The sequence below is a fragment of the Actinoplanes sp. NBRC 101535 genome (assembly GCF_030269225.1).
In the GTDB taxonomy this organism is placed as follows: domain Bacteria; phylum Actinomycetota; class Actinomycetes; order Mycobacteriales; family Micromonosporaceae; genus Actinoplanes; species Actinoplanes rectilineatus.
In genome coordinates this window covers 340,971-366,415 of sequence record NZ_BSSY01000003.1, presented here as the reverse complement: position 1 = coordinate 366,415, position 25,445 = coordinate 340,971, and the positions used below count along the sequence as shown (strand labels likewise).

Here is a 25,445-nt window from a genome sequence, read left to right as displayed (position 1 = left end):
GCGGATGCGGCGTCACTGCAGCCAGTAGATGATGGCGAACAGCGCGATCCACACGACGTCCACGAAGTGCCAGTAGTACGACACGACGATCGCTGACGTCGCCTGCGCCGGGGTGAACCGGCCCATGGTCGTGCGGATCATGTAGACGATGAACGCGATGAGGCCACCGGTCACGTGCAGGCCGTGGAAGCCGGTGGTCAGGTAGAACATCGATCCGTACCCGTCACCGTTGAGCTTCACACCCTCATGGATCAGAGTGCGGTACTCGTTCGCCTGGCCGAGCACGAAGATCAGGCCCATCACGAAGGTGACGGTGAACCAACGCCGGAGCGCGAACACGTCGCCCTTCTCCGCCGCGAAGACACCCAACTGGCAGGTGACCGAGGAAAGCACCAAGATCACCGTGAAGGTGGTCGCGTACGGGAGGTTGAGCACCTCGGTGTGCTTCTCCCACTGCTCGGGCGCCGCCGCGCGAATGGAGAAGTACATCGCGAACAACGCCGCGAAGAACATGAGCTCGCTGGAGAGCCACACGATGGTCCCGACGCTGACCATGTTGGGTCGGGTCAGCGAGTGGATCCGGCTCTTGTCGATGGCTGCCGCTGTCACGGCCTCATTATTCATCCGAGATAGGTCCAAGGTCCCCCGGGGTCCCCAATCCGGCCCCGTGGGCGGCCCGGAATAATCCGTGACCAGGGGGTGGGCCTAGCCTCGAGGGGTGCAGCTTCCCGAATTGCCCTCACTTGTGGCCGCCGTGGGGGACACTGGTCTCCCACCGTTCACCGCGGCGGCGATCTTCACCCGTTGGAACCTGACGAGCCTGGTCGCGCTGGGTCTGGTGGTCTCGGCAGCGCTGTATCTGTACGGCGTTCACCGGTTGCGCGAACGGGGCGACCACTGGCCCCCGGGACGCACCGTGGCGTTCGTCGCGGGTGGACTCGGCTCGCTGGCCGCGGTGACGGTGACCGGCATCGAGGCGTACGACACCACCCTGATCTCGGTGCACATGGTCCAGCACATGGTGCTGTCCATGGTGGGCCCGATCTTCCTGGCCCTGGGCGCACCGACCACTCTGGCGCTGCGGACCCTGTCGGCCGGACCGCGCAAGGCGCTGCTGGCCGTCGTCCACAGCCGGTACGTCCGGGCCCTGACCCACCCGCTGGTCGCGTTCGGCCTGTTCATCGCGAATCCGTTCGCGCTGTACTTCACCGGCCTCTACCGGCAGACCCTCGAACACCCGGTGCTGCACGAGTTCGTCCACTTCCACTTCATCGTGACCGGCTGCCTGTTCTTCTGGCCGCTGCTCGGCCTCGATCCGCTGCCGAACCGCTGGCCGTACCCGGGCCGGGCGCTGCTGATGGTGCTCTCCGTCCCGTTCCACACCGTGCTCGGTCTGACGATCATGCAGAGCCGGGAACTGCTGGGCGGCGACTGGTACCCGAACCTGGGCCTGAGCTGGCACGATCCGGCCGCCGACCAGGTCGCGGCGGGCGGCATCCTGTGGGCCGGCGGCGAGATCGTCAGCGTCACGATGCTCGGCATCCTGGTGGTCCAGTGGGTCCGTCAGTCGGAGCGCGAGGCGAAACGGATCGACCGGGCTCTGGACCGGGCCGAGGCCGAACAGGCCCGCAGCACCGCCGGCACGATCACGAATCCCGACGTGGCGACACGACCGGAGACCGACGCCGGATAACGGATTCGGTACGATCGGCGGGACCTACGACGTGAGGTGGGGCACAGATGAGCGACTACACCGTTCTCCTCTACAGCGACGACGCCGCCGTGCGCGACCGGATCCGGCTCGCGATCGGCCCGCGACCGGCCGCCGACCTCCAGGTCGAGTTCGCCGACGCGTCCTCCTGGGAGGAGTGCCGGCGGTTGCTCGACGACTACGAGATCGACCTGATGGTGCTGGACGGCGAGGCCACGCCCGCCGGTGGGCTCGGCATCGCCCGTCAGACCAAGGACGAGTACCGCGATCCCCCGCCCACCTGCGTCGTCATCGCCCGGGCCGCCGATCGCTGGCTCGCGGCCTACTCGCAGGCCGACGCGACCCTGCTGGCCCCGCTCGACCCGGTCACCACCGGTCAGACCGTGGCCGGCCTGCTCCGCGGCCGCCGGGCCGGTGCCATCCCGCTGGGCACCATCGGCACCACCCCCTGACCCACTCTGCACCCCTCGACGGAGGACCCGACATGGGCGCACGCACCTGGCCCAATCTGACGAGTTCCCTGCTGCGCGGCGAGGAGCTCGCGACCGCGGACACCTCCTGGGCCATGGGCGAGATCATGGCCGGCAATGCCACTCCGGCCCAGATCGCCGGGTTCGCCATCGCCCTGCGCGCCAAGGGCGAGACGCCCGGCGAGCTGGCCGGCCTGGTCGAGGCGATGCTGGCCAACGCCACGCCGGTGACCCTCGACGAGGCGGTGCGGACCCGGGCGGTCGACGTGGTGGGCACCGGTGGCGATCGGGCCAACACGGTCAACATCTCGACCATGGCGGCGATCGTCACGGCCGCCGCCGGGGTGACCGTGGTCAAGCACGGCAACCGGTCGGCGTCCTCCACCACCGGCACCGCCGACCTGCTGGAGAACTTCGGCATCCCGCTCGACCTGGGCCCGGCCGGGGTGGCCGCCACGGTCCGCGACGCGGGGATCGGCTTCTGTTTCGCGGCCCGCTACCACCCGGGCATGCGGCACGCCGCGGTCACCCGCCGGGAGCTGGGCGTGCCGACGTTCTTCAACGTGCTCGGCCCGCTGACCAACCCGGCCCGGCCCACCTCGGCCGCGGTCGGCTGCTTCGACCCGCGGATGGCCCCGGTGATGGCCGAGGTGTTCGCCCGGCGTGGCGACGCGGCGCTGGTCATGCGTGGTGAGGACGGCCTGGACGAGTTCACCACCGCAGCGCCCACCCGGATCTGGCTGGCCCGCGACGGCAAGGTGGAGGAGATGCTGGTCGACGCGGTGGAGCTGGGTCTGCCCCGCAGCCGGCCGGCCGATCTGCGGGGCGGTGACGTGGCGTTCAACGCCGACGTGGCGCACCGCACGTTCGCCGGCGAGCAGGGCCCGGTCCGGGACGCCGTGCTGCTCAACGCGGCGGCGGCACTGGCCGCGCAGAGTGGTTTCCCCGGTGATTTCCGCGACTGCCTGCGGGCCGGGATCAACCGGGCCGCGGAGACGGTCGACTCGGGTGCCGCGACCGAGCTGCTGGCCCGCTGGGTGACCGCTGCTCAGGCCGCCAAAGCCGCGGAGTGAGAGCCCTCTGACGGTTCTCTCCGGCGAGTGACGAAAAACCGCCTGACACGCCGGACTCAATGCCCCAGTTTGCCCGTTTCACATGACACCGTCTGAATGACATTCGGGTAATTCCACCTTCCGGCGAAGGAGACACCCGTGCACGAACGTGAACTCCGCTGCGTCATCTGCGACGGCGACATGCTCTTCGAGGTGCCGCCGTGCGAGGACGGCCACGACGAGTGCCCCGAACTGGTCTGCACACGCTGCGGCGCCGCCGAGGTGGTCGCGCCGATCGTCGTCCACTTCTGGCCGCAGTCGGGTCCGCCCGGCCGCGTCGCCCCACACCAGCGCCGGGCGGCCTGAGAGCGCCCCTCCCGCCTTTTCCGGTGTACGCGCAAAGCCCGGTGACCGCGCAGAACCGGTCGCCCGCAGGCCGTGATCACGGGCCGGGCCCCCGCACGGCCGGCGGGCGGCGCCACCGCCTCCGGAACCGCTGAACCGGCGGCCCGACCGCCGGCGAGCAGTGACCACGCGATGCCACTCAGCATAAGTTGATCATGAATGTGACCGTCGACTCTGCCGCGGCCGCGATCACGTCTGCCGGGCGCCGCCCCCGGTCGCCTCGTGCGTAGGCACCGTTCAGCCACTCGCGGCCTCCCCCGAGCCGCCGCCGAGATCAGTTCCGACCACCCCGGCCGTAGGGCATCCCGGCCGTAGGGTATCCCGGCCGTCGGCCATGGTCCATCCCCGAGCCGAAAACAACCACGAACGACGGCCGAACACCCCGAGCCGTCACCGACGGCCGACCCCCACCCTCCCGAACAACCGCAACCGACGGCTCAACCAACCCAGCCGTCAACTACGGCCCACCCACGCGCCGAAAACAACCACGGACGACGGCTGGACACCCCGAGCCGTCACTGACGGCTGACTCCACCCTCCCGAACAACCGCAACCGACGGCTCAACCGACCCGGCCGTCAGCTGCGGTCCATCCGCGAGCCGAAAACAACCGTGAGCGACGGCCGGCAATCGCACCATGCCACCCAGCCCAAGTTGACCTTGGACGTGACACCGCACTGCGACAAACGGCTGAGCCGCGCTGATGCGACCGCCACCACCGCCACCACCGCCACCACCGCCGCCACCACCACCGCCGCCGCCGCCACCACCACCACCACCAACGCCAACGCCAACGCCAACGCCAACGCCAACGCCAACGCCAACGCCAACGCCAACGCCAACGCCGACCGCCGAGGATCGCCACGGCGAAGGGGACCACATAGTTACTTGGTCACGGCTTTGATCAACTTAAGCTGAGCGGCACTGGGTGATCACGCACGTCGGAGCCGAAAGTACAGCCCAAGCACCCGTCGGCAGCAGCCCTCGGCGCGGCACGGAACAGCACGGCACGGCACGGCACGGAACAGCACGGCACGGCACGGCACGGCACGGCACGGCACAGCACGGCTGGAGCTGCCGACGGATCATGGCCGGGCCCGGGGGTGGTGGCACGACGGGACCGGGCTTTGTGCGTACAAGACAAAGAAGGCCCGCACCCCGGTGAGGGTGCGGGCCTGTCTCCGAATGACTCAGTGTTCGGCCGGGCGGGTTCCGGTGTAGTACTCGAAGATCATCGCGCAGGACGTGAAGATCACGAGGACGAGGCCGAAGGCCAGCAGCCACCACATCCAGAACACCAGTCCCAGACCGGCGATCGCCGCCGACAGGGCGATACCGAACGGCCAGTAGCTGCCCGGGCTGAAGAAGCCCAGCTCACCGGCGCCCTCGGCGATCTCGCCGTCCTCACGGTCCTCCGGGCGCAGGTCGATGCGCCGGGCGACGAACCAGAAGAACCCGCCGCACATCGAGCAGAGCAGTGCGGAAAGGATCAGGGCAACGGTGCCGACCCACTCGACGCCGCCCTGGAAACCGTCGCCTTCGCTGCCGGAGGCGTTGCCGGAGTAGGCGGTGTAGAAGCCGTAGACGGCCGCGGCGCCGAAGAGGAAGACGGCGACGCCGGCGAAGATCTTGTATTCGGTCCTCACGTCGGTCCTACTTCCCTGCGGCTACGTTCTCGGACTGGTTCCAGGAGTGCGCCTGGCGACGGGTGTTGAAGGGCGACGTGGTGGTCGCGTAGGGCTCCTCGCCGATGGCGGTGAGCGCCTCCTGCGTGGTCTTGCCGTCCTTCTTGGCGTCCAGGAACGTGTCGAACTCCTGCGGCGTGACCGTGACCAGCTCGAAGTTCATGAAGGCGTGGTAGGTGCCGCAGAGCTCCGCGCACCGGCCGACGTAGCGGCCCTCCTTGTCGAGGGTCACCTCGAAGACGTTCCGCACGCTGCCCGGGAAGACGTCCCGCTTGAACAGCATCTCCGGGACCCAGAAGGAGTGGATGACGTCCTTGCTGGTCTCCTCGAAGCGGATCTTCTGACCGACCGGCAGCACCAGGATCGGGATGACGTCCGACGAGCCGACGGTCGACGCGACCGTGTTCGCCTCCTCGCCCATGCCGTCGCGGTAGTTGAACTGCCAGTTCCACTTGAAGGCCACGACCTCGACGACCTGGTCGGGGTTCTTCGACAGCTTGTCCACGTTGGTCTGCACGATCGCGGTGTAGTAGAAGAGCACCGAGACGATCAGGACCGGCGTGACCGTGTAGAGGATCTCCATCGGCATGTTGAACCGGGTCTGCACGGGCAGCTCTTCGCCACGCTTGCGATACCGGATGACACACCAGAAGATCAAGCCCCACACGCCGAAACCGACGACGAGAGCGGCGATCACCGATGCGATCCAGAGGTCGTACATTTCGTGCGCCTGCAGGGTGATGCCGTTGCTCGGCCAACCGAAATGGCCGAACGCACTACCCCAGTCCTCTATCGAGCAGCCCGAGAGCAGCATCAACAGCGTCGCACCGCCGAGACCCAGCCCGGCCGCCCGGCCAACTGCCCGCGGCCGTGTGGCCGAACTCCTTGCGCCCACCTGCTTCTGCCTCCTTAGCAGCGCCGCCCTGCCGAGAATCGGACACCTGGCGGCAAGGCTCACCGACGGTCGCACACTACTCGACCAGGCCCGGACGGCCCGCCACCGGGGGCCGTGCGGACCGGAAAAATCAAGTCCAGACAACCGGACGATACCGTTCCCTGTGTGGATTACACAGGCGATCCGGCCGGGGCGGCGGTGTACCTCGACGCCGCCACCGCTGCGCCGCTGCATCCGGTGGCCCGGGAGGCGATGCTCGCGTCCCTGGCCGACGGATGGGCGGACCCCACACGTCTCTACGCGGCCGGGCGGCGGGCCCAGCAGCTGCACGAGGCGGCCACCGCGGTGGTCGCGCAGATCCTGAGGGTACGCCCGGACGAGGTCTCCTTCTGGCCGTCCGGCACGGCCGCCGCGCAGGCGGCCGTCCTGGGCGGACTGGCCGGACGGCGGCGTTCGGGCAGCTCACTGGTGCATTCGGCGATCGAGCACTCGGCTGTCCTGCACGCCGCGCGCACGGTTGAGGCGCATGAGGTGGGTGTGGACCGGACCGGCCGTCTCGACCTGGACGCCTGGGAACGGGCGGTGTCCGCGTCCGGTGTGGCCCTGGCTTCGCTGATCAGTGCCAGTCACGAGGTCGGCTCCGTGCAACCGGTCGCCGCGGCGGCGGCATACTGCGCGGAGTCCGGGGTACCCCTGTTCGTGGACGCCGCCCAGTCGGTGGGCCGTGTCCCGGTCCCGGACGGCTGGTCGCTGCTGAGCGCGAGCGCGCACAAGTGGGGCGGTCCGCCGGGTGTCGGGGTGCTGGTGGTGCGCAAGGGTGTGCGCTGGGTCTCGCCGCAGCCGCAGGATGATCTTTATCGCCCCCGGCCGGCCGGGGCCCCGAATCTGCCGTCGATCGTGGCGGCCGCCGCGTCCCTGCGCGCCGTGACCGATTCCGGCCAGTCGGAGAACGCCCGGCTGAGTGCGCTGGTGGACCGGATCCGCGACCGGGTGGCGGCGACCGTCCCGGACGTGGAGATAGTCGGGGATCCGGTGGACCGGCTGCCGCACCTGGTGACCTTCAGCTGCCTCTACGTGGACGGTGAGGCGCTGCTGCACGCCCTGGACCGGCACGGCTTCGCGGTCTCGTCCGGCTCGTCGTGCACGTCCTCGACGCTGCGGCCGAGTCACGTGCTGGAGGCGATGGGGGTGCTCAGCCACGGCAACGTGCGGGTGTCGCTGCACTCCGGGGTCACCGGCGCCGACGTGGACCGGTTCCTGGCCGTGCTGCCCGGCCTGGTCGCCGGGATCCGGGCCGAGGTGGGCATGTGATCACGCTGGACTGTCTCGGCCAGAAGTGCCCGCTGCCGGTGATCCGGCTGGCCAGGGCGATCCCGGGGGTGCCGGTCGGTGAGGTGGTCCGGGTCCTCGCCGACGACCCGGCCGCGGCCAACGACATCCCCGCCTGGTGCCGCATGAAGGGCCAGGAGTTCGTCGCCGGCGACGGCCGGGCCTTCGACGTGCGCCGGATCAGCTGAGGTACGCGACGATCTGCGGGACCGGTTCCTTCGCCAGGAACGTGTCGACGACCAGGCGCGGGCCCGGATAGGGCTCGTACTCCGCCTGGCGCTCCAGCACCCGCACCCAGTCCGGCACCCCGTCGTGGTCGCGGACCGCGAACCGGGCCTCGACCCGGCGGCGGTGCTCGGCGTCGTCGCCGCAGACCACCTCGACCACGCGCAGCGGCACCTTGAGCCGCTCGGCCAGCTCGGCCCACACCTCACGGGCCGCCTTGACCGGGTTCACCGCGTCGATGATCACGCTGTGACCGATCTTGAGTTGTTCCTCGGCCAGCGCGGCCACCACCGCGTAGGCGGCGTGGCCCGGACGGGTCTCCTGCACCCCGTGCCGTTGCAGCGTGAAGTCGACCGTGTCGACGGCCAGCACCACCGCGGGCAGCTCAGCACCGACCGCGGCGGCCAGGGTGCTCTTGCCGACTCCGGGGAGCCCGGCGAAGACCGCGAGGACCATCGCCGGTCAGACCGTGGGGAGGAACGGGGTGATCTCGGCGACGGCCGCCTCGCCGTACGCCACGCCGAAACGCTTCAGGAAGTCGGTGATCCTGACGTCGTACTCCTGGGTGCCGACCGTCTCCAGCACCAGGGCGGCGACCAGCGAGCCGACCTGGGCGGCCCGTTCCAGACCGAGGCCCCAGGAGACGGCCGAGAAGAAACCGGCCCGGAACCCGTCGCCGACGCCGGTCGGGTCGGTGGCGGTGACGTCCGGCACCACCGGCACGTGGATCCGCTCGATCCCCCGGCCGGTGATCTCCACGCCGTCCTTGCCGAGCGTGGTGACCCGGATCTTGACCTCGTCCAGGACCTGCTCGGAGGTCAGGCCGGCCTTGGTCTCCAGCAGGGACCGCTCGTACTCGTTGGTGAGCAGGTAGTCGGCGCCGCGGATCAGGCGGATCACGTCCGAGCCGTCCATCCGGGCGAGCTGCTGCGACGGGTCGGCGGCGAACGCGAACCCGCGGGTGCGGCACTCCTCGGAGTGCCGGATCATCGCGGCCGGGTCGTTCGCGCCGATCAGCACCAGGTCGATGCCGCCGGAGCGCTCGACCACGGGGGCCAGCTCGATGTTGCGGGCCTCGGACATCGCGCCGGCGTAGAACGAGGCGATCTGGTTGAGGTCCTCGTCGGTGGTGCAGACGAACCGGGCGGTGTGCGCCACGTCGCTGATGTGCACCGAGTCGCAGTCCACCCCGTGCCGCTCGAGCCAGGAACGGTAGTCGGCGAAGTCGACGCCGACAGCGCCCACCAGGATCGGCCGCAGACCGAGCTTGCCCATCCCGAAGGCGATGTTCGGGGCGACCCCGCCGCGGCGTACCACCAGGTCGTCGACCAGGAAGGAGAGCGAGACCTTGTGCAGCTGGTCGGCGATGAGCTGGTCGGCGAACCTGCCGGGGAAGTGCATCAGGTGATCGGTGGCGATCGAGCCGGTGACGGCGATCTTCATGTCGGCCCTCAGGGGATCGGGAACAGGGGGCGTTACGAGATGAGACTACCGGCCCGTAAACCGGAACAGGCCGTCCCGTTAACGGGACGGCCTGTTCTTCGGTCACGGCCCGGTTCTCACCGGGCTGCTTTCACTGGGCTGCGGCTCAGTGGAACGAGTCACCACAGGCGCAGGAGTTCTGCGCGTTCGGGTTGTCGATCGTGAAGCCCTGAGCGTCGATGCGGTCCGCGAAGTCGATGGTGGCGCCCGCCAGGTACGGCGCGCTCATCCGGTCGACGACGACCTCGACACCGTCGAAGTCGCTCACGACGTCCCCGTCGAGCGAACGCTCGTCGAAGAAGAGCTGGTAGCGCAGCCCGGAGCAGCCACCCGGCTGCACGGCGATGCGCAGGCGCAGGTCGTCGCGCCCTTCCTGCTCGATCAGGGCCTTGACCTTCACCGCGGCGACGTCGGTCAGGAGGACGCCGGTCGGGGCGGCGGTCGCCTCGGTCGACTCGGTGTGCGCTTCAGTGGTCACTAGGTATCTCCCTGCCAAGTGCGGACATGTGCCGTACTGGCCAACGCTAACCCCATCCCCCCTGATTCCCAATCCGGGGGAACACAGATCACCGCCGCCACTGACCTGCCAGGCGTGCGGAGAGTTCACGCAGGCCACGTGCGGGCTCGGCGAGCGCGGTCTCGGTGGAGCCGAAGTGCTCGACGAGGGTATGGGTTTCGGTCACACCGGCCGCCGCCGCTTCCCGCGCACCGGTCTCGTTGCGCCCCGCCAGCACCACGCACGGCAGGCCCCGGTCGCGCGCGCCGGCGGCGATCCCGGCGACCACCTTCCCGCGCAGCGACTGGTGGTCGAAGGAGCCCTCACCGGTGATCACCAGATCGGCGGCGTCCAGCTCCGCGTCCAGGCCGATCAGCGTGGTGACCAGGGCGATCCCGGAGGTGACCCGGCCACCGAGGGCGATCAGGGCGGCCCCGATGCCACCCGCCGCACCGCCGCCGGGAGCCGCCGCGAGACCTTCGAGATCAAAGGCCTTCTCGAGTACGCCGGAGAAGTGCTCGAGGGCGGCGTCGAGGCGCAGCACGTCCTCCCGCGAGGCGCCCTTCTGCGGTCCGAACACGCTGCTCGCGCCGTGCAGGCCCACCAGCGGGTTGTCCACGTCCGTGGCGGCGACCAGGCGGGCCTGCCGCAACTGGGGGATCCCCGACAGGGCGGCCGCGGTGATCAGCGGGCCGCCGCCGTAGGGCAGCGCGTACCCGGCCACGTCGACGGGGGCGGCGCCGAGCGCGGCCAGCATCCCGGCGCCCGCGTCGTTGGTCGCCGAACCGCCCAGTCCGACCACGATCTCGGCGGCGCCGGTCTCCACCGCGGCGGCGATCAGCAGGCCGAGGCCGTACGAGGTCGTCACCCGGGGGTCACGTTCCTCCGGCGTGAGCAGGTGCAGACCGCAGGCCTGGGCGCTCTCCACGTAGGCGGTGTGCCCCACGTGCAGGATCTCGCCCCGGGCCGGGCGGCCCAGCGGGTCGACGGTGGCGACCGGGATGCGCCGGCCGTTCAGGGCGGCGGCGAGGACCTCGACGAAACCGGGGCCGCCGTCGGCGAGCGGCCGCTCGACGAGGACGTCGCCGTCGGTGGACCAGCCCTCGGCGACGGCCTGGGCGACGGCGGGGGCGGAGAGGGTGCCGGCGAACTTGTCCGGACAGATCAGTACGCGCACCCCGCGAGTGTGTCAGCCCACCCTCCGGGGCGCAGCTACCGTCTCATCCCCTGTGCAACGATGACGACGTGACGTCGATCTGGACCGAACCTGACAACACCCCCGTGGCCCTCCTGCTGCTCGGACGTGGCACCGACCCGGCGAGCGAGCGTGGCGTGGACTGCCCCGGCGATCTTCCCGCACCGAGTGACCCCGGTCTCGTCGAGCGCGCCAAGGCGGCGAAGGAGGCCCTGGGCGACCGGGTCTTCGTGCTCGGCCACCACTACCAGCGTGACGAGGTCATCCAGTTCGCCGATGTCACCGGCGACTCGTTCAAGCTCGCCCAGCAGGCGGCGGCCCGCCCGGACGCGGAGTTCATCGTCTTCTGCGGTGTGCACTTCATGGCCGAGAGCGCGGACATCCTGACCACGCCCGAGCAGAAGGTGATCCTGCCGGACCTGGCGGCCGGCTGCTCGATGGCCGACATGGCCGTTCTGGGTCAGGTGGAGACGGCCTGGGAACACTTCCAGGATCTGGGCATCACCGACCAGATCGTCCCGGTCACGTACATGAACTCCTCCGCCGACATCAAGGGCTTCGTCGGCCGCAACTCCGGCGTGGTCTGCACCTCCTCCAACGCCAAGCGCGCGCTGGACTGGTCGTTCGAGCAGGGCTCCAAGGTCTTCTTCCTGCCCGACCAGCACCTGGGACGCAACACCGCGGTCCTGGAGATGGGCTTCGAGCTGGACGACTGCGTCCTCTACGACCCGCACAAGCCGCACGGCGGCCTGACCGACCAGCAGCTCCGGGACGCCAAGATGATCCTCTGGCGCGGGCACTGCTCGGTGCACGGCCGGTTCACCCTGGACAGCGTCCGGGAGGTCCGCGAGCGGGTGCCCGGCGTCAACGTCCTGGTGCACCCGGAGTGCCGCCACGACGTGGTCCGGGCGGCCGACTACGTGGGCTCGACCGAATACATCATCAAGGCCCTCGACGCCGCCCCGGCCGGTTCGGCATGGGCCGTCGGCACCGAGCTCAATCTCGTACGCCGGATGGCCCTGGCCCACCCCGACAAAGAGATCATGTTCCTCGACCGGGCGGTCTGTTACTGCTCCACCATGAACCGGATCGACTTGCCGCACCTGGTGTGGGCGCTCGAGGAACTGGTGGCCGGACGGGTGCCGAACCAGATCACCGTCGACCCCACCACCGCGCACGAAGCACGCGTGGCTCTGGACCAGATGCTCGCACTGCCGTAACTGTCGGTAGTCGCTTGAATCCACCTTTGCGGTGGCCCCGGGGAAGCTGCGCAGTCCGCGGCATTCGGCGGCGTTTCGCACGCCGCTTCGACTGGCGCATTTGTCACTCAGCGCTATGCTTCCCCGGTTGCAGGAACGGGTACCCCCGCTCGAGTTCCTGCCCCCTCGATCACCGGGCGCCCGAACGCCCGCCGGCTGGAGGTTACGTTGACCGACGATGTCCTGATCGTGCACGGCGGTACGCCGCTGCAAGGACAGATCCGGGTCCGTGGCGCCAAGAATCTCGTCTCCAAGGCGATGGTGGCCGCCCTGCTGGGTGAGTCGCCGAGCCGCCTCTTCGACGTGCCGCGGATCCGCGACGTCGAGGTCGTGCGTGGCCTGCTGGAACTCCACGGCGTCAAGGTCAGCGACGGCGTGGAGGCCGGCGAGCTGGTCATGGACCCCACGAATGTGGAGAGCGCCAGCACCGACGAGATCAACGTCCACGCGGGGTCCAGTCGGATCCCGATCCTGCTCTGTGGGCCCCTGCTTCACCGCCTGGGCCACGCTTTCATCCCTGACCTGGGCGGATGTCACATCGGGCCGCGCCCGATCGACTTCCACATCCAGGCGCTGCGCGAGTTCGGCGCCCACGTCGAGAAGACCCCGGAGGGCATGCACCTGAGTGCCCCCGACGGTCTGCGCGGCGCCAAGCTGGAACTGCCCTACCCGAGCGTCGGCGCCACCGAGCAGGTGCTGCTCACGGCGGTCCGTGCCGAGGGCGTCACCGAGCTGCGCAACGCGGCCATCGAGCCGGAGATCATGGACCTGATCTGCATCCTGCAGAAGATGGGCGCCATCATCACCGTGCACACCGACCGGGTCATCGAGATCCAGGGTGTGCCGCGGCTCTACGGCTACGAGCACAAGCCGATCCCGGACCGGATCGAGGCCGCCAGCTGGGCCGCCGCCGCGCTCGCCACCCGTGGCGAGATCGAGGTGGTCGGCGCCCGCCAGGCCGACATGATGACGTTCCTGAACGTCTTCCGGTCCATCGGCGGCGAACTGAAGATCACCGACGACCGGGTGGCCCGCGACGGCGTCTCCGGCGCCGAGGGCGGCATCAAGTTCTGGCACCCGGGCGGCGAGCTGAACGCCGTGGCGCTGGAGACCGACGTGCACCCCGGCTTCATGACCGACTGGCAGCAGCCCCTGGTGGTCGCGCTGACCCAGGCCCGCGGCCTGTCGATCATGCACGAGACGGTGTACGAGCAGCGGCTCGGCTACACCGAGGCGCTCAACTCGATGGGCGCGACGATCCAGACCTACCGGGACTGCCTCGGTGGCACCCCGTGCCGGTTCGGCCGCCGCAACTTCATGCACTCCGCGGTGATCGCCGGCCCGTCCAAGCTGCACGCGGCCGACCTGGTCATCCCGGACCTGCGGGCCGGCTTCGCACACCTGATCGCGGCACTGGCCGCCGAGGGCACCTCGCGGGTGTACGGCGTCAACCTGATCGACCGGGGTTACGAGGACTTCGAGGCCAAGCTGGCCGCTTTGGGCGCTCACGTCGAGCGTCTCTGAGCTGCGCTTTAGTCACGATCAACGGCGCGGTGTGCTGCACACCGCGCCGTTTGGCTACGCTTCTGGCGTGTCCCCGTTGTTTCGCCGCAAGCCAGACGACCTCGTCGCCGACGCCACCTCCTCGGTAACGCAGGAGGATTCCGTCGCGTCCCGCCCCCGGGCCTACACCCCCAGCAAGAAAGAGCTGGGTGTGGCCACGCCGAAACGGGTGCCCCAGGGCCGCCGGATCCAGGATCCCGCGCCGTCCAACCGCAAAGAGGCCTACAAGCAGCTGCGCGACCGGCAGCGTGCGGAGCGGGCCGAGGCCAACGAGGGCATGCGCAACGGCGACGAGCGCTACCTGCTCGCCCGCGACCGGGGGCCGGAGCGTTCCCTGGTCCGCGACATCGTCGACTCGCGCCGCACGGTCGGCTCGTGGTTCATCGGTGGCGCGGTGGTCGTGCTGATCGGCTCGTCGGTGCCCAACCCGACGGTGCAGTATGCGAGCACCGCCATCTGGGCCGTGATGGCCCTGGCCGTAGTGATCGACAGCGTCTTCATCGCGTTGCGCATCAAGAAGCTGGTCAAGGAGCGTTTCCCGCAGACCACGCAGCGGGTGGGCGGCCTGCAGTTCTACGGCGTGATGCGCGGGCTGACGTTCCGCCGGATGCGCATCCCCAAGCCGAAGGTCGACCTCGGCGCCACCATCTGACCTGCACTTCTCCCTGTGGTGACCGCGGCGTCCACAACGCCACCGGTCACCACAGCCGTTTCCAGCCCACCCACACCTCCCCGCCCGCCCCACGCTGCCCCGCCCCGCACTACCCCGCACTGCCCCGCGCGCCTCTCCGCCCCGCCTGCACCTCCCCGCACTGCGCCCCGCCTGCGCTCCCTGCACTGCGCCGCGTCTCTCCACCCCACCTTGCACCTCCCCGCACTGCGCCGCGCCGCGTCCCGCCTCCCCGCGTAGCGCACGCCTCCCCTCGCCGCGTCTCGCCGCGATCTTGGTGCGCTGACCACCGCGGGCGGACGCTAACGCACCAAGATCAGCCGATCGCAGGGCAACCGATCACGGGATCGCCGATCACGGGCAGCCGTTCGCGGGATAGCGCCGTTCGCGGGGCGGCAGACCATAGGACGGCCGATCTTGGTGCGCTGACCATCGCGGGCGGGGGTTAACGCACCAAGATCGGCCAATCACGGGGCACCTAATCGCGGGCGGTCGTGTGCGAGACAGTCGATCGCAGGTCAGCAGATCGCAGGCAGCCGATCACGGGACGGCCAATCACGGAGAGCCGATCGCGGGGCGGCAGACCACAGGACGGCCGATCTTGGTGCGCTGACCATCGCGGGCGGGGGCTAATGCACCAAGATCGGCCGTTCGGGGGTAGCCGTCCGGGGGTGGCCGTTCGAGGGCGTCGGCTCAGCCCTTGGTCAGAGGTATCTCCCGTAGCCCCGGCGGACACGGGAAGCGCTGGCGAGGCGCTCGGCCCGGCAAGTCCGGCTAGCCCCGGACTTCGCACATGACCCCGTCTGACCTGCGCTGATTACTTGAAGTGCTGGATCTTGCATGCGGTCTGACCAGCGGCTATGCGGCATGTGCGAAAGACAGGGCTAGCCGGGCCGGGGCGGCTAGCGTTCAGCGCTGTAACGGCACGGGTAGGACAGCGGTGAGGGCCAGCCGGGCCGGGGCGGCTGCCGTAACGGCGTGGCCTGGATGTTGAGCCTCCGTTCAGGAGCGCCTTCCGTGACCCCGGCGGGCTCAGGATGCGCCGGCGAAGCCGTCCAGCCTCGGGTCACGGGTAGGACTACCGACGACGCGATTAGGGGAGGCCGGCTAGGCGGAGCAGGGCGGCTACCGCGGCGGCGGCCACCACGACGATGACGAACGGGGCCTTGCGCCAGGCGAGGAGCGCGCCGACCAGGACGCCGGCCGGACGGGCGAACCCGGCGAACTCGCTGCCGGCCATCAGTGCCGCGGTCCCGGCCAGGGCTGCCAGCAGCGCGGCGGCCGCCATCGGGAGCAGCCGCTGCACGGGTTCGGAGAGTTCCAGGCGGTCGCGCAGCAGTACACCGCTCAACCGGATTGTGTAGGTCCCGGCCGCCAGGACGAGGATCGCAACGAGCAGCATCAGGCCTCCCGGGCCGTCGGGCGGACAGTCTCGGCACCGTCCGAGCGGCGGGCCGGACCGACAGCACCGCAACCATCCGGCGAACCGTCCAGGGGGCGAGGCGGGCGGACAGTCTCGGCACCGTCCGGCAAGCCATCCGAATCACGGGGCGGGCGGGCGGCGCCGGGACCGTCCGAACCGCGGGGCGGAAGGGCGGCGTCGGCACCGTCCGAACCGCGGGGCGGAAGGGCGGCGTCGGCACCGTCCGAACCGCGGGGCGGAAGGGCGGCGCCGGGACCGTCCGAGCGGCGGGCCGGGCGGAGCAGGACGAGCAGGCCGAGCAGGGCGCACAGCACCGGCAGGCCGGCCGGCAGCACCGGGGTGAGCAGCACGGCCACCGTCCCACCGGTGAGCGCGACCAGGCGGGTGTCCCGGTCCCGCAGCGACGGCAGGATCAGGGCGATCAGCGCCGCCGGGAACGCCGCGTCCAGCCCGAGCGCGTCCGGGTCGCCGGTGGCGCCGCCGAGCAGCACGCCCAGGGCGGTACCGGTGTTCCAGCTGATGAAGAGCAGGATCCCGACGGTCCAGTAGATCCGGCGGCGGCGTACCGGATCGGGCTCGGCCAGGGCGAACGCGACTGCCTCGTCGGTCATCAGGTGGCTGCCGATCAGGCGGTCCCGCCATCGGGTGCCCAGGGTCTGCGCGACTGCCAGGCCGAACGGTAGGTGCCGCGCGTTGAGCAGGAGCCCGGCGAGCACCGCGGCCACCGGGTTGCCGGCGGCCAGCAGCCCGGCCGCCAGGAACTGGGCGCCGCCGGCGAAGACCAGCGTCGACATGGCGAACGGCGTCCAGGTCGGTAGCCCGTACGCAATCGTGATGGCGCCGAACGAGGCGCCGACCGCGACCATCGCCGCGGCCAGGGCGCCCAGATCGCGCAGCGTTCGATATAACGTACTCATGTTCGCCATGCTGAACGCAGGCAGTGGCGTTCGTCAAACCGAACAACTCGACCGATGGAGCGAACATGCACGATCCGGCGCCGCCACTCGCCGCGATAGCCGCCGCGCTACGCCGGGAGCGTGACCGCGCCGGAATCTCCCTGGCCGAACTGGCCCGGCGCGCCGGACTGGCCAAGTCGACGCTGTCCCAGCTCGAGTCGGGCACCGGCAACCCCAGCATCGAGACGCTGTGGGCGCTCGGCGTGGCCCTCGGCGTCCCGTTCAGCCGCCTCGTCGAACCGCCCGTGTCCCCGGTCCGGGTGGTCCGCGCCGGCGAGGGCACCCGGCTGCGGGCCGACCAGGCCGAATTCACCGCCGCGCTGCTCGCCACCGGCGCCCCGCACACCCGGCGCGACATCTACGTGATGGAGCTGGAACCGGGCGAACCCCGCGAAGCCGCCGCCCACATCCCGGACAGCGTGGAACACATCGTGGTCGCCGCCGGGCGGATCCGCACCGGCCCGGTCGGCGAGACCGTCGAGCTGGAGGCGGGCGACTACGTGACGTTCCCCGGCGACGTGCCGCACCGCTACGAGGCTCTGGCCCCCGGCTCCTGGGCCGTCCTGATCATGGAGCATCGCTAGGGTCCGGGGTGGCGTAGAGCCGGGCCACCACGTCCTCGATGTCTGGTTCGAGCAGCGACAGATCACGCACCCCGACCGCGGCGACCAGCCCCGCCACCGCCGCGCCCGCGGTGGCCCCCTCCAGCGCGAACGTCACCCGGTGCCGGTCCGCCTCGGTGGCCGTGATCGCCGCGCCGGGCAGCGCGAAACCCTCCGGCAGCGGGTCCACCAGGTCGGCGACCAGGCTGCGGCGGGAACCGTACCGGGCATGCAACGCCTCGATCGTGCCGTCGTGCACCACCCGGCCGTGGTCGATCACCACCAGCCGGCGGCAGAGCCGCTCGATGTCGGCCAGGTCGTGCGTGGTCAGCACCAGCGTCACGTCACCACCGGCGCCCAACTCGGCGAGGAACGACCGGACCGCCTGCTTGCTCACCACGTCCAGGCCGATCGTCGGCTCGTCCAGGAACAGCACCTCGGGCCCGTGCAGCAGGGCCGCGGTCAGCTCACCGCGCATCCGCTGCCCCAGGGACAGCTGCCGGACCGGGGTGTCCAGGAACTCGTCCAAGTCGAGCAGGGCACGGCAGCGCCGCAGGCGGGCCTCGTGCTCGGCGGCCGGCACCCGGTAGACATGCCGCAGCAGCGCGAACGACTCGCGCAGTGGCAGATCCCACCAGAGCTGCGAACGCTGTCCGAAAACGACACCGATGCGCAGGGCCAGCCGGGTGCGCTGCGGCACCGGGGCCAGGCCGCACACCGACACCTCGCCGCTGGACGGGGTCAACACCCCGGTCAGCATCTTGAGAGTGGTCGACTTGCCGGCCCCGTTCGGTCCGATGTAGCCGACCATCTCACCCCGCTCGATGCCGAGCGTGATACCGCCGACCGCGGACACCGTCCGTTTGTGCCTCCGCAGCCGGCCCGCTTTCACCCGTACGGTGAAATCCTTGCGCAGATCGCGCATCACAATCATGACCCGGTGCTCCGGTAGTGTCGGATGCCGGTACGCCAGACGACCGCGGCGAGGACCGCCGCGACCCCGGCGACCAGCGGAGACAGGAAACCGGACCAGGGCGGCAGGCCCAGCGGATCGGTCCGGCCGAGAAGCGCCAGCGCCGGCTGATAGGCGACGAAGGCGAAACCGAGGGCGTACGCGAAAAGCCCCCGGAACGTGTCACCGAAAACAGTGATCGGATAGGACGTGAAGTCCCGCCCGCCATAGGTGAACGCGCTACCGATCTCCCCCGAGTCCACCCACCAGAACGCCAGGCTCGCACTCGACACGAAGATCGAGGAGAAGAAGACCGCCGCCGCGATCGGGGCGAGCACCACCAGCAGCACCCGGGCCGGCGTCCACGCCACGTCGTTGATCACCACGGCGCCGCCCAGCAGGGTGAACCCGAGCACCACCCGCAGCGCCTTGCGGAGCGGGATGTCCATCAACAGCAGCTGAGGCAGCGCCGCCAGCGGCCGGACCAGCACCGCGTCCAGAGTGCCGGCCCGCACATACGTCTTCAACCGGTCGACGTTGCCCACCGAGAAGTCCGCGAGCGCGAACCCGGCCGAACTCAGCCCGACGATCAGCACCGCCTCACGCAGACTGAAACCCCCCACCGTCGGCGTGGCCCGGAACAGCACCAGCACCGCCAGCGCGTCGAACACCGTGCCACCCATGTTGGCGAGCATCTCGGTCACGAACGACCATCGGTACGTCGCCGCCGACCGGGCCTGCGCGCCGGCCAGTGCCGCGTACGCCCGCAGCTCACCCACCCTGCACCACCAGACGGCGCTCGGCCCGCCGCTGCACCCACGCCGCCAGCCCGAGCGTGACCACCGCCCACACCACCTGCAGCGCGACCAGCCCGGCCTGCAACGCCGGACCGTCCCGCTCGCTGATCACGTCGAGCGGGGTCTGCAGCAGGCTGGGCAGCGGCGTCGCCACCCAGAGCGCCACCGTGAACTCCTCCGGCAGCAGGCGCAGCGGGAAGTAGAGCCCGCCCAGCACCCCGGAACACAGCGTCCAGAACGTGATCGGGCCCCGCGCGTCCTGCAACCAGTAAGCGGTCGCGTTGACCAGATAACGACACCCGAAGCAGATGGTGACGGCCAGCACGGCGGAGATCGCGAACAGCGGCACCGTCTGCCAGCGGACCGGAGTGTGCAACGGAAAGAAGATCGCCCCGGCGACCAGCGGCGGTCCGAACCGGGTGAGCATGGCGTACAGCGCCCGGCCCAGGTCAGCGGCGAGATATGCCACCAAGGGCGACACCGGACGTAACAGGTCGGCCGCGATGTCACCGCTGCGGATCCGGTCGGCGAGCTCGGTCCACCCCCAGATCCCGATCACACTGAGCAACCCCTGCCCCACCCAGACGTATGTCGCCAGCTGCCGCGCGTCGTATCCGCCCGGTTGACCACCCGCGGCGGACGCCGCCACGGCGAGCAACACGTAACAGCGCAGGAAGCCGAACACCGTGTTGGTGAACGTTCCGGCTATGGTGGCTTGCCGGTAGGTCGCGTACCGCCGGAAACCCGACCCGATCAGTGCACCGAAAGTAGTGGTTGAGCCGCGGAACGGCCCGATTCGAGAGATCGTCGGCACGCTGGCGCCTCCGGGGACCACGCCGCTAATCTCCTTTCGAAACCCCTGCAGTGGAGCCGGGCGACTCTACCCGGGTCCCCGGCCGACCGCGGCATGATTTTTGGACAAGGTGGAGTTCGCCGTGACGGAGCGTTGCCAACTGCCGCTGGGCGCCCGATGAACGGTTGGAGCTCACGGCCCGGCGCCGAGTGGGAGGACGAGCCCGCCTGGGTGTATGAGATCACCTGGGAATGGGAGCCGCTCCCCGGTCAGCGCTACCCGGGTGACCCGGGCCGCCGCAAAGCCGTGCACACGCCCGTCTACGAGGCCTCCCGGGGCAGCGCGGACCCGGTCAGTTCGTCGCCGGTCAGCGCTTCCCCCGTCAGCTCGTTCCCGGTCAGCGCCTCCCCGGTGAGCGCCGCACCGGTCAGCTCCGCACCCGGTGACGGCCGCGGCCGCGGGCGTGCCACGGTGGGTGGCGCTCCGGTGCCCACGCCGTCCTGGCCGGAGGGCGCTCAGCCGCCCCGCGACGAGCCGTCCTGGAACCGTCCGGCCGCCGCGATGGACCAGCAGCGCCGCCCGGTCTACGGCCGTCCGGCACCTGACGAGTCCCAGCAGCACACCCCCCGTCCGGGTGAGAATCGTCCGGTTCCGGGCCGTCCGCCGGCGTCCGCGCCGGTCTCCCCGGGCCGTTCCGGCCGTCCGCCACAGCCTGGTGATCAGGCTTGGGCGCGCGGTCCGATGCAGCCTCCTCAGGGGTACGCGAACCGCCCGGTCTCGTCCCAGGCGGCCCAGGGCCGGCCGGGTCCGCGGGGTCCGCAAGGCCCCCAGAGTCCGCAGGGTCCCCAGGGTCCCCAGGGACCGCAAGGTGCTCAGGGGCCGCGGGGTCCGCAGCAGGGGCGCTCGCAGTACGGGCCGCCCGGACCCATGCCGCCGCAGGGCCCGACCGCCTACGGTCAGCCCTCTCAGGGGCAGCCGTCCCACGGTCAGCCGGGACAGCCTGGTCCGGCTGGTCAGCAGGCTTACGGCCAGGCCGGTCAGCAGCCCTACGGTCAGCCGGGTCCGGCCGGCCAGGGTTATGCCACGGAGCAGAGCTACCCCGGTGAGCAGGGCTTCCGCCAGGCTCAGGGGCAGCCGCTCCCCCGCCGCGACTCGGGCCGTCCGGCCGGCACTCCGACGTCACCCGCGGGCACCAGCGGCCCCGGCGCATACGGCGGCCCCGCCGATGCCGGTGGCCAGGGCGGCGTCAGCGGCCCCGGCGGCTACGGCAGTGCCCGTCCGGCGCCCGCCGATGCTTTCCCCGCCTACGCGGATGAGCGCCGTCCCGTCGACGAGCGCCGCCCCTACCGTGCTCCGGAGCAGCCCTTCGACCTGCGCCCGGCGCCCCAGGACCGGAACTCTCCGGCCCCGTCGCGCCCGGCCCCGCAGCCGACCCGGGTCACTCCGCAGTCGCAGACGGCACCCACCGCCTACACCCCTGGCCAGCTTCCGCCCGGTCAGGTGCCACCCGGTCACATGCCGCCCGGTCAGGTGCCGTCCGGTCAGGTGCCGTCCGGTCAGGTGTCGTCCGGTCAGGTGCCGTCCGGTCAGGTGCCGCCTGGGCAGCTTCCGCCCGGCTTCACCCCGTCCGCCGCGACCACACCGGTGTCGGGCGTGGCCGGCCCGCAGCAGACCTCCGGCATGCCCGGCCCCCACCCGGTCTCCGGCGCCCCCACCGCTCGCCCGGTGTCCGGCGTCGCCGGCGTTCGCCCCGTCTCCGGCGTGGCCGGTGTCCAGCCGGTCTCCGGCGTGGCAGGCGTCCACCCGGTATCCGGCGTCCCCGGTGTCCAACCGGTCTCCGGCGTAGCGGGCGTCCACCCGGTATCCGGCACCGCTGGTGTCCACCCGGTCTCCGGCACCGCCGGGCCACAGCAGGTCTCGGGCGTCGCGGGATCGCAGCCGGTCTCCGGGACACCCGGGGTCTACCCGGCGTCGGGAATGCCCGGTCAGCCCGTCCAGGGCTTCGCCGGGGGCCAGTCGGCTCCGGGCGTGCCCGTGCGTCCGGCTACCGGCGCACCCGGCGTGCAGCCGGTCTCCAGCGCGCAGCCGGTCTCCGGCACGCAGCCGGTCTCCAGCGCGCAGCCGGTCTCCGGCCCGGCGGGCGTGGGCGAAGGCACTCGGGCGATCGATCCGAACCGCACCGCACCGCAGAAGCCCGTGGCGCCCCGCCACGACCGCCCCGCGGACCTCGGCGGTGGCCTCCCGCAGCGCCCACGCCACGCAGGAGACCCGAGCGGCGAACTGCCACAGCGGCCACGCGCGGAAGACCTCAGCGGCAATGTCGTGTCGCGGGGCGGCCAACCGGTGGAGCCCCGGGCGTTCCCGGTGCCACCCGCCTTCGCACCCGCCGCGAATCCGAACCGTCCGGACGAAGCCGTCCCGCCGGTCACCCCCGTCCCGCCGGCCGCCCCTGACTCGGCGGCCGCTCCGCAGTCGGCCGCCTCTCCGGTGTCCGCCCCGGCTGTCCCGGGCACCCCGGAGCCGTTCGCCATGCCCGAACCCGAGGCTTCCGGCTCCGGCGGCCTGGGTTGGCTGCTCTCCCAGAGCGGACTCGGCGCCACCACCGCCGTGTCCGATACTGATCCGGCCGACCCGGAAACCCCGGCCGCCGAGCCGGTGGACCCGGCGAGTCGTCCGCTGGGCTGGTTCCGGCCGGCCGCCGACGATGACGCCGACCCCACCGACGGGGACACCACCCTCCCGGAGGCTGCCGACGCCGTCAGCGCGGAGCCCATCACCGCGGACACGGCCCAGGCGGATACCGGTGCCGGCGACGCAGACGCCGACGGCACGGGAACAGCCGTCTCGGACATCCTCGGTGCGGGCTTCGTCCACTCGGATACCGCCGGCGCCTCGGATACCGTCAGCGCGTCGGATACCGCCGGCGCCCTGGATACAGCCGACGTGGAGGAGACTTCGCGGGCACTGTTCGAGGAGACCACGGACAACCCGCACGGCTCGGCATTCGATGAGGCGAGCGTCGGCAGTCCGGAACCTGCCGGGCCGCAGCTGACCGAGCCGGAGCTGACCGGACCAGAGCTGACCGGGCCGGACCAGGCCGACCTGGAGCAGGTCGAGCTGGACCTGGTCGAGCCTGAGCTGCCGACTCCTGCTGAGCACGAGACACATGCCGAGCGGGAGACCTACGCCGAGTCGGTGGGCCCTGCCGACCCGGTAACCCTCTCGGAACCGGCGACTCCCGCTGAGCCGGAAAGGCTTGCGGAGCCGGAGCCGGAGCCGGAGGCGTTTGCTGAGCCGCTGCCTCGGATCGAGTTGAGACTTCCGCTCGTGCCGGTCAGCGCTCTGCCTGCCGACGGTTCGGACGTGAACCCCGCCGCCGAGCCGGAGGAGACTCCGGGACCGGTGGAGACTCCGGGACCGGTGGAGACTCCGGGACCGGTGGAGACTCCGGGACCGGTGGAGGAGCCTTCCGGGCTGGAGATCGTCTACTCGCTCTCCGATGCTGCGGAAGCGGTCGACGAGATCCCGGTCGGCACGCAGGAGGACACCCTTCTCGCCGCCGAGCACGCAACCGAGGGCGAGGACGAGGACCGAGGCTTCTCGGTCGTTACCACCCGGCATGACCTGGTCGCGCCGGTCAGTGGACTGCCGCAGCACGCCCCGGAGCCTGCCGAGTCCCGGCATTCCCTGGTGGAGGACGTCCGGCCTGAACCGATGGTTCAGGAGCTGCCGGTTCGGCCGGTCAGCGCGCCCCGGCACGCCAGCCCCGAGGCCGAGGAGGCTGACGACGAGATCATCGTCGCCGACTTCGGACTGTCGGCGCCGGTCAGTGCCCTGCCCGCGCCCACTGTGCCCGAGACCACCGTGCCCGAGACCACAGAACCTGGGGACACGGAACCGGAGACCTCAGCGGCGGTATCGGACGTGGAGCCGGAATCTGCGACCGAGGACGACACCCCCGCGGAAACCCCGGAACGGGAGACCCCGGAACAGGCGACCCCGGACCAGGAGACCCCGGACCGGGATTCGGCGGGCCCGGAGAGCCAGGACGATGCGGGGAGCCGGGACACCGCGGGTGATGGCGGTACGGGTGCTCCGGACGTACCCCCGAAGAAGCGTGAGCTGCCCACCGGGCCGGTGCGGCAGCGGCGTGATCAGCGGGCCGGCGGCGACCGCAGGCGGGCCGACCCGGAGGAGATCCTCGCGTCGTATCCGTGGACGTTCGATCCGCAGACGCTGCGGGAGCAGGTCGAGGACACCGACCGCCTGTGGGATCTCGTCGACCGGATCACCGACCGGCTGGAGTTCGCCGAGCGGGACAACGTGCGGGCCGGGCTGCTCAGCCTGCGGGCCGTCGTGTCCCGGGTGCTCGGTGAACTCGACGATGCGCTCGAGGACGGCCGGGAGGCGCTGCGGCACGCCGAGGCCAGCGGTGAGCTGCGGCCGGTGGCCATCGCTCAGGCGCGGCTGGCGCACGTCCTGCAGTGGCGGGGCGAGTTCGACGAGGCGGACCGGCTCTTCGCGCAGGCCGACGCCGACGAGTTGCCGGCCCGGGTGCGGGCCGAGATCCGGGAGCTGGCCGGGCGGTCGGCGTTCGAGCAGGGGCGCTTCCTGGAGGCGGTGAACCACTTCGAGCGTGCCATGAACCTGCGCCCGAGTGACGACCCGGAGCTGGTGGAACGGATCGAGCTGGCGCTCGACGTGATCGCGCGGCGGACCGCGGACGGCGGTTGGGGCCCGTATCCGCGGACCCGGGACGAGTTGCTCGGCCTGCCCGCGGCGCCGATGTTGCTGCCCGACGAGGGCACCGGTCTCTGGGGGTACGCCGCCGCGGTGGAACCGCAGTACACCCAGGCCCAGATGTTCGCCGAGGGTGTGGCCTGGGTGCGCCGCCCGGATTCGCCCGCCTGGGAGCTGATCGACACGGCCGGCGAGACGGTGATCCCGGCGTCCGCGGGTTACCTGGCGGTGGGCCGGTTCGCGGAGGGCATGGCGTGGGTCAGCCGGCAGGACGAGGGCGGCTGGTTCGCCATCGACCGGCAGAACCGGACGGTCGTGCCGGGCGACTTCGAGGATGCGCTGCCGTTCCGTCGTGGGATGGCGCTGATCCGGCAGGGCGGGCTGTGGGGGGCGATCGACCGGCACGCCCGGATCGCGCTGCCGCCGCAGTACCAGGGTTTCGCCACCGAGCTGTACGTCGGCGGGGAGCTGGACGGATTCAGCGACGAGGGCCTGGCCGTGATCGACGCGGGTGGGCGGTACGGGATCCTGACCCGGACCGGTGAGGTCGTCGTGCCGCCGGCACATGCGGCGATCGTGCTCCACCCGTCGGCGTTCCTCATCGCCGACCCGGCGGGGGCGTGGGGTGCGCTGGACCGGCGGGGTGAGCCGCTCGTCGACGTCGTGCACCGGGAACGGGCCGACGCGGTCGCCGAGGTGGAACGTCTGCGGCCGGATCCCCGCCCGGTTCTCTGACCAGCGGCTAG

The 25,445-nt window shown here is 71.1% G+C and carries 25 protein-coding genes; 12 read left to right on the top strand and 13 right to left on the bottom strand.

Going from position 1 to position 25,445, the window contains the following annotated elements; genetic code table 11:
• Nucleotides 1–12 precede the first annotated feature (12 nt).
• The gene (gene ctaE, locus QSK32_RS10690) at nucleotides 13–609 is read right to left on the bottom strand and encodes an aa3-type cytochrome oxidase subunit III (RefSeq protein WP_045744584.1); all 597 of its coding nucleotides are present in this window, start codon (nucleotides 607–609) and stop codon (nucleotides 13–15) included.
• A gap of 109 nt (nucleotides 610–718) precedes the next feature.
• Here ctaE and QSK32_RS10685 point away from each other — a divergent pair, with 109 nt between their 5' ends.
• The 5 genes from QSK32_RS10685 to QSK32_RS10665 all read left to right on the top strand — a co-directional run bounded on the left by QSK32_RS10685 (nucleotide 719) and on the right by QSK32_RS10665 (nucleotide 4,555).
• Entirely contained in the window at nucleotides 719–1,693 is a 975-nt protein-coding gene (locus QSK32_RS10685) for a cytochrome c oxidase assembly protein (protein ID WP_285471789.1), read from the top strand.
• 47 nt (nucleotides 1,694–1,740) lie between these two features.
• A complete protein-coding gene (locus QSK32_RS10680; protein ID WP_045744582.1) occupies nucleotides 1,741–2,163 on the top strand; it encodes a response regulator in 423 nt (140 codons plus the stop codon).
• 32 nt (nucleotides 2,164–2,195) lie between these two features.
• Nucleotides 2,196–3,254, top strand: a complete 1,059-nt coding sequence (trpD, locus tag QSK32_RS10675; protein WP_285471788.1) for an anthranilate phosphoribosyltransferase — start codon at nucleotides 2,196–2,198, stop codon at nucleotides 3,252–3,254.
• 138 nt (nucleotides 3,255–3,392) lie between these two features.
• Nucleotides 3,393–3,599 carry a hypothetical protein gene (locus QSK32_RS10670; protein ID WP_285471787.1) on the top strand — a complete coding sequence of 69 codons (207 nt, stop codon included), beginning with the start codon at nucleotides 3,393–3,395 and terminating at the stop codon, nucleotides 3,597–3,599.
• A gap of 692 nt (nucleotides 3,600–4,291) precedes the next feature.
• Nucleotides 4,292–4,555 carry a hypothetical protein gene (locus tag QSK32_RS10665; protein ID WP_285471786.1) on the top strand — a complete coding sequence of 88 codons (264 nt, stop codon included), beginning with the start codon at nucleotides 4,292–4,294 and terminating at the stop codon, nucleotides 4,553–4,555.
• Nucleotides 4,556–4,827: 272 nt separating this feature from the next.
• Here the strand turns inward: QSK32_RS10665 and QSK32_RS10660 are convergent, their stop codons facing one another.
• Nucleotides 4,828–5,283 carry a cytochrome c oxidase subunit 4 gene (locus QSK32_RS10660; protein ID WP_045744579.1) on the bottom strand — a complete coding sequence of 152 codons (456 nt, stop codon included), beginning with the start codon at nucleotides 5,281–5,283 and terminating at the stop codon, nucleotides 4,828–4,830.
• 7 nt (nucleotides 5,284–5,290) lie between these two features.
• Nucleotides 5,291–6,136: an aa3-type cytochrome oxidase subunit II gene (ctaC, locus tag QSK32_RS10655; RefSeq protein WP_083449258.1), complete on the bottom strand. Its 846-nt coding sequence runs from the start codon at nucleotides 6,134–6,136 to the stop codon at nucleotides 5,291–5,293.
• Between the two features lie 246 nt (nucleotides 6,137–6,382).
• On the opposite strand from ctaC, the gene QSK32_RS10650 reads away from it, so the two are divergent.
• Nucleotides 6,383–7,528 carry a cysteine desulfurase family protein gene (locus QSK32_RS10650; RefSeq protein WP_045744578.1) on the top strand — a complete coding sequence of 382 codons (1,146 nt, stop codon included), beginning with the start codon at nucleotides 6,383–6,385 and terminating at the stop codon, nucleotides 7,526–7,528.
• Nucleotides 7,525–7,734 (top strand): sulfurtransferase TusA family protein, encoded by a 210-nt coding sequence (locus QSK32_RS10645; RefSeq protein ID WP_285471785.1) that lies wholly within the window; start codon nucleotides 7,525–7,527, stop codon nucleotides 7,732–7,734. Before QSK32_RS10650 ends, QSK32_RS10645 begins: the two co-directional genes overlap by 4 nt.
• On the opposite strand, the gene QSK32_RS10640 is transcribed toward QSK32_RS10645, so the two are convergent.
• The 4 genes from QSK32_RS10640 to QSK32_RS10625 all read right to left on the bottom strand — a co-directional run bounded on the left by QSK32_RS10640 (nucleotide 7,727) and on the right by QSK32_RS10625 (nucleotide 10,926).
• Nucleotides 7,727–8,227 (bottom strand): P-loop nucleotide/nucleoside kinase family protein, encoded by a 501-nt coding sequence (locus tag QSK32_RS10640; protein ID WP_045744576.1) that lies wholly within the window; start codon nucleotides 8,225–8,227, stop codon nucleotides 7,727–7,729. The two genes, QSK32_RS10645 and QSK32_RS10640, sit on opposite strands and share 8 nt — an antisense overlap.
• 6 nt (nucleotides 8,228–8,233) lie before the next feature.
• On the bottom strand, nucleotides 8,234–9,214 hold the full coding sequence (locus QSK32_RS10635) for a carbohydrate kinase family protein (protein ID WP_285471784.1): 981 nt from the start codon (nucleotides 9,212–9,214) through the stop codon (nucleotides 8,234–8,236).
• Nucleotides 9,215–9,359: 145 nt separating this feature from the next.
• A complete protein-coding gene (erpA, locus tag QSK32_RS10630; protein ID WP_045744574.1) occupies nucleotides 9,360–9,731 on the bottom strand; it encodes an iron-sulfur cluster insertion protein ErpA in 372 nt (123 codons plus the stop codon).
• An 88-nt stretch (nucleotides 9,732–9,819) separates the two neighbouring features.
• Complete coding sequence (locus tag QSK32_RS10625) at nucleotides 9,820–10,926, bottom strand: glycerate kinase family protein (RefSeq protein WP_285471783.1); 1,107 nt, start codon at nucleotides 10,924–10,926, stop codon at nucleotides 9,820–9,822.
• Nucleotides 10,927–10,994: 68 nt separating this feature from the next.
• Between QSK32_RS10625 and nadA the strand changes: the two genes are divergently transcribed.
• From nadA to QSK32_RS10610, 3 genes are all read left to right on the top strand, one after another.
• Complete coding sequence (nadA, locus tag QSK32_RS10620; protein ID WP_045744572.1) at nucleotides 10,995–12,164, top strand: quinolinate synthase NadA; 1,170 nt, start codon at nucleotides 10,995–10,997, stop codon at nucleotides 12,162–12,164.
• Between the two features lie 168 nt (nucleotides 12,165–12,332).
• Nucleotides 12,333–13,727, top strand: a complete 1,395-nt coding sequence (gene murA, locus QSK32_RS10615; RefSeq protein ID WP_245674091.1) for a UDP-N-acetylglucosamine 1-carboxyvinyltransferase — start codon at nucleotides 12,333–12,335, stop codon at nucleotides 13,725–13,727.
• Nucleotides 13,728–13,794: 67 nt separating this feature from the next.
• Nucleotides 13,795–14,418, top strand: a complete 624-nt coding sequence (locus QSK32_RS10610; protein WP_285471782.1) for a DUF3043 domain-containing protein — start codon at nucleotides 13,795–13,797, stop codon at nucleotides 14,416–14,418.
• 1,111 nt (nucleotides 14,419–15,529) lie between these two features.
• Here QSK32_RS10610 and QSK32_RS10605 read toward each other — a convergent pair.
• Both QSK32_RS10605 and QSK32_RS10600 read right to left on the bottom strand, forming a co-directional pair.
• Nucleotides 15,530–15,838, bottom strand: coding sequence for an AzlD domain-containing protein (locus QSK32_RS10605; RefSeq protein WP_045744570.1), 309 nt, complete (start codon nucleotides 15,836–15,838; stop codon nucleotides 15,530–15,532).
• The gene (locus tag QSK32_RS10600) at nucleotides 15,838–16,776 is read right to left on the bottom strand and encodes an AzlC family ABC transporter permease (protein ID WP_285471781.1); all 939 of its coding nucleotides are present in this window, start codon (nucleotides 16,774–16,776) and stop codon (nucleotides 15,838–15,840) included. Before QSK32_RS10600 ends, QSK32_RS10605 begins: the two co-directional genes overlap by 1 nt.
• A 65-nt stretch (nucleotides 16,777–16,841) precedes the next feature.
• Between QSK32_RS10600 and QSK32_RS10595 the strand changes: the two genes are divergently transcribed.
• Nucleotides 16,842–17,399, top strand: coding sequence for a helix-turn-helix domain-containing protein (locus tag QSK32_RS10595; RefSeq protein WP_285471780.1), 558 nt, complete (start codon nucleotides 16,842–16,844; stop codon nucleotides 17,397–17,399).
• Here the strand turns inward: QSK32_RS10595 and QSK32_RS10590 are convergent.
• The 4 genes from QSK32_RS10590 to QSK32_RS10575 form a co-directional block, all read right to left on the bottom strand.
• The gene (locus QSK32_RS10590) at nucleotides 17,383–18,351 is read right to left on the bottom strand and encodes an ABC transporter ATP-binding protein (RefSeq protein WP_045744568.1); all 969 of its coding nucleotides are present in this window, start codon (nucleotides 18,349–18,351) and stop codon (nucleotides 17,383–17,385) included. The genes QSK32_RS10595 and QSK32_RS10590 overlap by 17 nt on opposite strands.
• Nucleotides 18,348–19,148, bottom strand: a complete 801-nt coding sequence (locus QSK32_RS10585) for an ABC transporter permease (RefSeq protein WP_285471779.1) — start codon at nucleotides 19,146–19,148, stop codon at nucleotides 18,348–18,350. The genes QSK32_RS10590 and QSK32_RS10585 overlap by 4 nt, the downstream gene beginning before the upstream one ends.
• Nucleotides 19,141–19,980: an ABC transporter permease gene (locus tag QSK32_RS10580; RefSeq protein ID WP_285471778.1), complete on the bottom strand. Its 840-nt coding sequence runs from the start codon at nucleotides 19,978–19,980 to the stop codon at nucleotides 19,141–19,143. Before QSK32_RS10580 ends, QSK32_RS10585 begins: the two co-directional genes overlap by 8 nt.
• A gap of 299 nt (nucleotides 19,981–20,279) precedes the next feature.
• The gene (locus QSK32_RS10575) at nucleotides 20,280–20,429 is read right to left on the bottom strand and encodes a hypothetical protein (RefSeq protein ID WP_285471777.1); all 150 of its coding nucleotides are present in this window, start codon (nucleotides 20,427–20,429) and stop codon (nucleotides 20,280–20,282) included.
• A gap of 457 nt (nucleotides 20,430–20,886) precedes the next feature.
• Here QSK32_RS10575 and QSK32_RS10570 point away from each other — a divergent pair, with 457 nt between their 5' ends.
• Nucleotides 20,887–25,434 (top strand): WG repeat-containing protein, encoded by a 4,548-nt coding sequence (locus QSK32_RS10570; RefSeq protein ID WP_285471776.1) that lies wholly within the window; start codon nucleotides 20,887–20,889, stop codon nucleotides 25,432–25,434.
• Nucleotides 25,435–25,445 lie beyond the last annotated feature (11 nt).

What these genes read in the sequence shown, in the direction of transcription:
- QSK32_RS10570 (WP_285471776.1), top strand. Translation starts at nt 20,887, where the DNA reads ATGCCGCCGCAGGGCCCGACCGCCTACGGTCAGCCCTCTCAGGGGCAG.
- QSK32_RS10595 (WP_285471780.1), top strand. Translation starts at nt 16,842, where the DNA reads ATGCACGATCCGGCGCCGCCACTCGCCGCGATAGCCGCCGCGCTACGC.
- QSK32_RS10590 (WP_045744568.1), bottom strand. Translation starts at nt 18,351, where the DNA reads ATGATTGTGATGCGCGATCTGCGCAAGGATTTCACCGTACGGGTGAAA.
- QSK32_RS10600 (WP_285471781.1), bottom strand. Translation starts at nt 16,776, where the DNA reads ATGAGTACGTTATATCGAACGCTGCGCGATCTGGGCGCCCTGGCCGCG.
- QSK32_RS10605 (WP_045744570.1), bottom strand. Translation starts at nt 15,838, where the DNA reads ATGCTGCTCGTTGCGATCCTCGTCCTGGCGGCCGGGACCTACACAATC.
- trpD (WP_285471788.1), top strand. Translation starts at nt 2,196, where the DNA reads ATGGGCGCACGCACCTGGCCCAATCTGACGAGTTCCCTGCTGCGCGGC.
- QSK32_RS10640 (WP_045744576.1), bottom strand. Translation starts at nt 8,227, where the DNA reads ATGGTCCTCGCGGTCTTCGCCGGGCTCCCCGGAGTCGGCAAGAGCACC.
- QSK32_RS10680 (WP_045744582.1), top strand. Translation starts at nt 1,741, where the DNA reads ATGAGCGACTACACCGTTCTCCTCTACAGCGACGACGCCGCCGTGCGC.
- ctaC (WP_083449258.1), bottom strand. Translation starts at nt 6,136, where the DNA reads ATGCTGCTCTCGGGCTGCTCGATAGAGGACTGGGGTAGTGCGTTCGGC.
- QSK32_RS10635 (WP_285471784.1), bottom strand. Translation starts at nt 9,214, where the DNA reads ATGAAGATCGCCGTCACCGGCTCGATCGCCACCGATCACCTGATGCAC.